Origin of the sequence: Pseudonocardia sp. SID8383 (assembly GCF_009864975.1) — a bacterium.
GTDB classification, from domain to species: Bacteria; Actinomycetota; Actinomycetes; order Mycobacteriales; family Pseudonocardiaceae; genus Pseudonocardia; species Pseudonocardia alni.
The window spans coordinates 1-4,418 of sequence record NZ_WWFY01000814.1 but is presented as its reverse complement, the minus strand read 5'-3'; the positions used below and the strand labels follow the sequence as shown (position 1 = coordinate 4,418).

General features: G+C 72.5%; 4 protein-coding genes. 1 reads left to right on the top strand and 3 read right to left on the bottom strand.

All coding sequences use genetic code 11. The features are described from left to right. Positions 1-104 precede the first annotated feature (104 nt). The 3 genes from efeO to GTW08_RS19805 all read right to left on the bottom strand — a co-directional run bounded on the left by efeO (position 105) and on the right by GTW08_RS19805 (position 2,666). Positions 105-1,253, bottom strand: a complete 1,149-nt coding sequence (gene efeO / locus GTW08_RS19815) for an iron uptake system protein EfeO (RefSeq protein ID WP_073577648.1) — start codon at positions 1,251-1,253, stop codon at positions 105-107. A gap of 44 nt (positions 1,254-1,297) precedes the next feature. Next, positions 1,298-2,122, bottom strand: a complete 825-nt coding sequence (efeU, locus tag GTW08_RS19810; RefSeq protein WP_073577649.1) for an iron uptake transporter permease EfeU — start codon at positions 2,120-2,122, stop codon at positions 1,298-1,300. Positions 2,123-2,255: 133 nt separating this feature from the next. After that, the gene (locus tag GTW08_RS19805) at positions 2,256-2,666 is read right to left on the bottom strand and encodes a tetratricopeptide repeat protein (protein WP_073577650.1); all 411 of its coding nucleotides are present in this window, start codon (positions 2,664-2,666) and stop codon (positions 2,256-2,258) included. Positions 2,667-2,819: 153 nt separating this feature from the next. Here GTW08_RS19805 and eno point away from each other — a divergent pair, with 153 nt between their 5' ends. Next, positions 2,820-4,115: a phosphopyruvate hydratase gene (gene eno / locus GTW08_RS19800; RefSeq protein WP_073577651.1), complete on the top strand. Its 1,296-nt coding sequence runs from the start codon at positions 2,820-2,822 to the stop codon at positions 4,113-4,115. Positions 4,116-4,418: the final 303 nt, after the last annotated feature.

The window sequence follows — 4,418 nt, the reverse complement described above, 5'->3', positions numbered from 1 at the left end:
GGGCGCGCCGGACAGGCCGTAGCCCGCGGCCGCGCCCGCCCCGGCCAGCGCCGCTCCGGCGCCGGCCAGGCCGAACAGCCGTCGCCGGGACAGGTGCCATGGGCTCATGCCGTCACGGTGCCCGCGACCTTGCTGACCGGCTCGGACAGCGCGTCGACGGCTGCGGTCATCGCGCGGGTGTCCTCCGGCGTCAGCTGGGTGTACAGCCGGTAGCCGTCGCCGACCCGGTAGCCCTGCAGCAGCGTCTCGACGGCCTCGAACCGCTGGTCGAGCACCGGGCCGAGCGCGGGGTCGTTGGCGTCGATCGTCGGGCGGAGTGCGGCGACCGCGGCGCGGGAGCCCTCGACGTTCGCGGCGAAGTCCCACAGGTCGGTGTGGGAGTAGCGGTCCTCCTCGCCGGTGATCTTTCCGGTGGCGACCTCGTCGAGGAGCTCCTTCGCGCCGTTCGCGAGCTGGACCGGGGTCAGCTCGACGGTCCGGGTGCGCGCGGCCAGGTCGGTGATGTCGGCGGTGAGCCGGTCGGCGATCGCGGCCGAGTCGGGCTGCAGGCCGGTGACCCACAGGTCCTTCTCCAGCCGGTGGTACCCGGTGAACCCGACGCCCGGGTCACGCTCGTCGTCCTCCCGGCCGTCGATCCTCGGGTCGATGTCGCCGAAGGACTCGGCGACGGGCTCGATGCGCTCCCAGTAGGTGCGCGCGACCGGGAACAGCGCCTTGGCCTTCTCGACCTCGCCGGCCTTGACCGCGTCGGCGAACTCCTGGGTCTTCGGGACGAGCGCGCCGACCTGGGAGTCGACGTAGCGCTTGTAGCCGGCGGTGGCCGCGGCCAGCTGGGCGTTCGCGTCGGTGGCGCGTTGCGCCGAGCCGGTGACGCTGAACGGGGCGCGGATGCCGTCGCCGGACATGCCGGGCTTGCAGGCGGTGGTGTAGGTGCCGCCGTCGGGGACCTCGACGATCAGGTCGCGGGACAGCCCGGGGCCGATGTTCTCGACCTCGCCCATGATCCGGTCACCGGTGGCGTAGAGGTAGAACTCGGTGACCTTGCTGCCGGCGTTGGTGATCCGGAAGGTGAGGGTGCCGGCCGGGGCCTGCGCGGTCGAGATCTCGCAGGCGGTGTCGGTGGCGTTCACGGTGATCGGACCGCCGTCGCCCGCCCCCTGCGCGGTGGGAGCGGTCGAGGTGCAGCCGGCCAGCAGCGCGGCGGCGACGGTGAGCGACGCCAGGCCGGCGGCCGTGCGCGTGACGGGGGACATCGTGCGTTCTCCTAGAGGGATCGACACCGTGGACGGTGCGGGGTTCAGGCGTCGGTGGTGGCGGGCGCGCGCCGGCGGGCGGGGCGCAGGAACAGCGCCAGGACCACCACGACGTAGAGCGACCAGACGACGGCCTCGAGCACGGTCGTCCGCGGTGAGAAGTTGAAGATCCCCTTGAGGAGCGTGCCGTACCAGGAGTCGGCGGGGATCACGTCGCTGACGTCGAAGGCCAACGTGGTCAGCCCCGGCAGGATCCCGGCCTCCTGCAGGTCGTGCACGCCGTAGGCGAGGATCCCGGCGGCGACGAAGATCAGCAGGAAGCCGGTGACGGTGAAGAACCGGCCCAGGTCGATCGTCAGCGCGCCACGGTAGATCGCGTACGCCAGCGCGACGGCGATCGCGATGCCGATCAGGAACCCGACCAGCGGCCCGGCCGTCTCGCCCGCGGCCTGCGCGGCGGCGAAGAAGAAGATCGCGGTCTCCAGGCCCTCGCGGCCGACGGCGAGCGCCGCCATCACGACGACGGCCCACGGCCCCATCGACACGGCCCGGTCCAGGGCGCCCTCCAGCTCCCGGGACAGGGTCCGGCCGTGCGAGCGCATCCAGAAGATCATCCAGGTGACGAAGCCGACCGCGATGATCGAGAGCGAGCCGCCGAGCGCCTCCTGCGCGGAGAAGGTCAGTGCCTGCTGGGTCAGGGTCAGCCCGAGCGTGACGCCGACGCTGACGGCGACGGCGAGCGCGACGCCGGCCCACACCCTGGGCAGCTCGGAGCGACGTCCGGTGCGGACCAGGAACGCGACCAGGATCGCCACGACCAGCGCGGCCTCGAGTCCTTCGCGCAGCCCGATGAGCGCGTTCCCCAGCATGCGACCTCCTGCAGCGTGACCACTACGAGCAGTCACCAGGTGAGGGTGTGCTGCCGGGCGGGAAGGCTAACCTCACCCGATCGAGCGGGGAAGGCTCGCGCGGCATTCGCCCCGGAAGATCCGTTTTCGCAGTTCAGGGACGGTCGGGTGCGAGCGCGATGCGGGCCCGCACCTCGCCCAGCGCCTCCTGGTACTCCGGGCGCGGATCCATCGCCGAGGCGATCTTCAGCTGCGTCTCGGCCTCGCCGAGCCTGCCCTGGCGCTGCAGCGTCTTGCCGAGCGCGAAGCGCGCGTAGTGGTCGGCCGGATCCATCTCGACGACCCGGACGAACGACGCCTCGGCCTTCCGCAGCTGTGCCGAGTCGAGATAGGCGCGGCCGGCGAGCAGGTGCACCGAGGCGTCGCTGGGCTCGTCCGGACCGTGGGCGTCGAGGACGGGGCGGAGCGCGTCGAGTGCCTCGAGCGGGCGGTGCCGGGAGAGCAGCCGGTCGGCACGGCGGAACGCCGCGACCGGGTCCTGGTGGTTCGCACGGGGACTGCTCATGGTCACCCTTACGTTAGGTGCGATCCGGGCGGGACGCGAGGTCTTGACAGACCGCCGGTGCGGAGCAGGGTGACGCAAGCGTCCCCCGCCGGGGGCCGACCGGTGACTACGCTGACGCACCGGACGACACCCGCGATCAGAACAGGAGTCACGGTGGCGGTCATCGAGCAGGTCGGGGCACGCGAGATCCTCGATTCCCGGGGCAACCCCACGGTGGAGGTCGAGGTCGCGCTGGACGACGGCACGCTGGCGCGTGCCGCGGTCCCGTCGGGCGCCTCGACCGGCGAACACGAGGCCGTCGAGCTGCGGGACGGCGACAAGAACCGCTACGGCGGCAAGGGCGTCGAGAAGGCCGTCGCGGCCGTCCTCGACGAGATCGGGCCGGAGCTCGTCGGCGTCGAGGCGGTGGACCAGCGGCTGGTCGACCAGCGCCTCGTCGACCTCGACGGCACCCCGGACAAGTCGAAGTTCGGCGCGAACGCCCTGCTGGGCGTGTCGCTGGCCGTCGCGAAGGCCGGGGCGGAGTCCTCGGGCCTGGAGCTGTTCCGCTACGTCGGCGGCTCCAACGCGCACGTCCTGCCGGTCCCGATGATGAACATCCTCAACGGTGGTGCGCACGCCGACACCTCCGTCGACGTGCAGGAGTTCATGGTCGCCCCGATCGGTGCGGAGACCTTCCGCGAGGCGCTGCGCTGGGGCGCGGAGGTCTACCACGCGCTGAAGTCGGAGCTGAAGGACAAGGGCCTGTCGACCGGCCTCGGCGACGAGGGCGGTTTCGCCCCCGACGTCAAGGGCGGCACCCGCGGGGCGCTCGACCTGATCGCCGCCGCCGTGCAGCGGGCCGGCTACACCCTGGGCACCGACGTCGTGCTGGCGCTCGACGTCGCGGCGACCGAGTTCCACGAGGCAGGCAAGTACTCCTTCGAGGGCAAGAAGATCACCGCGGACAAGCTGTCCGAGGTGTGGGCCGAGCTGGTCGACTCCTACCCGCTGGTGTCCATCGAGGACCCGCTGGACGAGAACGACTGGGACGGCTGGGTCGGCCTCACCGAGGCCATCGGCGACAAGGTGCAGCTCGTCGGCGACGACCTGTTCGTCACCAACCCGGAGCGGCTCGAGGACGGCATCGCCCGTGGCGCCGCGAACGCGCTGCTGGTGAAGGTCAACCAGATCGGCACCCTGTCCGAGACCCTCGACGCGGTGACGATGGCGCACAACGCGGGGTACCGCTGCATGATGAGCCACCGTTCCGGGGAGACCGAGGACGTCACCATCGCGGACCTCGCCGTCGCGACCGGCTGCGGCCAGATCAAGACCGGCGCCCCGGCGCGGTCCGAGCGGGTGGCGAAGTACAACCAGCTGCTGCGCATCGAGGAGCTGCTCGGTGACGCCGCCCGCTACAACGGCGAGCTGGCGTTCCCGCGGTATCAGGTACCCGGCCAGGGCTGACGCTCCGGTCGTTCACCCGTCGGTGACACCGGTGCCGCCCGGATCGTCTGCGGACGGTCCGGCGCGGCGCCCCCACCGGCGCCCGATCGGGCGGCATGCTGGACGGGTCGCCACGGAGCGGTACGGGCGGCACTGACGGGTGAGGGAACCCGGGACGGACGGGAGGGTGCATGGCGGACCGTCGGGGACGTGGACGGGACGCTCGTGCGCGCACGACCGGCACCGGGCGTGGCCGTGCCGCGGCCAAGCCGCGGACCACGACCGCACGCTCGGCGCGCGCCCCCGCGTCGACGGGCGGCTCCG